This window comes from Actinotalea ferrariae (assembly GCF_019733465.1).
GTDB lineage: Bacteria > Actinomycetota > Actinomycetes > Actinomycetales > Cellulomonadaceae > Actinotalea > Actinotalea ferrariae_A.
On sequence record NZ_JACVQL010000380.1, the window covers coordinates 1 to 1,045 of the forward strand.

The window sequence follows — 1,045 nt, forward strand, 5'->3', positions numbered from 1 at the left end:
GGGCGACCCCGGCCCGCAGGGCCGCGGCGGCGTGCCCGCGCGAGCGGCCGCGGCGGTAGAGGCGGCCGCGCCCGAGCGTGGTCTCGGCGGCCCGGACCGTGACCGGGAGGGGTTCCGTGACGACGGCACCGAGCCTGCGTCCGCGCCACAGCGCGAGGACGACGACGAGGATCCCGCCGAGGAGCGCGAGCGGGCCGGTCCAGCCGGGCAGGAGGCTGCCGGTCGGCGCGTCCGCCTCGCCGCCGGTGTCGTTGAGGCTGGGGACGTACCAGACGAGGTCCTCGTGGTGGCCCAGGACGCGGAGCGCGAGCGCCGCGTTGCCCGCCTCGAGGACGTTGCCGTTGGAGATCACGCCCGGGTCCGCCAGGAGCACGACGCGGCGGCCGTCCTCCTCGAGCGACGCGTACGCCCCGCCCGCGTCAGCGGTGCCACCGGGGTTCGGGAAGCAGATCGTCACGCCCGGCTCGGCCGCCGTGAAGCCGTAGCCCTGGGTGTCGAGGACGCCCGCGGCCTGAGCGTCCGGGTCGTCGCACGCCGCGGCACGCTCGCCGTCCGCGGGGTCCCACGAGTCGGTGACCGCGCCGTCGGTGAGGACGTCGACGTGGTAGCCCTCCGGCCCCAGCACGACGAGGTCGGCGTCGGTCGCGGCGAGGTCCGCGACCTGCTCGGTGAGGAGCAGGTAGGTGCTCGTGACGAGGAGCGTGCTGCCGGCGTCGGCGGCCGCGACGGCCTGCCCAGACGTGCGGACGTACGTGACGTCGATGCCCTGCTCGCCGAGCACCTCGGCGACGGCGCGGGCACCCGTCACGCCGGGGTTGTCGGGCGCGAGCGGGGTGATCGACGTCTCGGGCCGGATGAAGGTCGCGACGAGCCCCGCGACGACGAGCATGGCGGCGGCGATCAGGGGTCCGCGTGCCGAGCGCCAGCGCGAGCGCGCGCGCGAGCCGGCCGTCGACCCGTCGCCCATGACCGCGGGTCCCGCGGTGGTCACCGCGGTGCTGGTCCCGGCGAACGCTGCGCCGCCCGGCGTCCCGGTGGCCGGCGC

At 77.4% G+C, this 1,045-nt stretch carries 1 protein-coding gene; it reads right to left on the bottom strand.

What is annotated here, in order from left to right; all coding sequences use genetic code 11:
* Positions 1-889, bottom strand: an 889-nt coding sequence (locus ICW40_RS20055) for a DUF4350 domain-containing protein (RefSeq protein ID WP_221655742.1), incomplete at its 3' end; no start/stop codon positions are given.
* Positions 890-1,045: the final 156 nt, after the last annotated feature.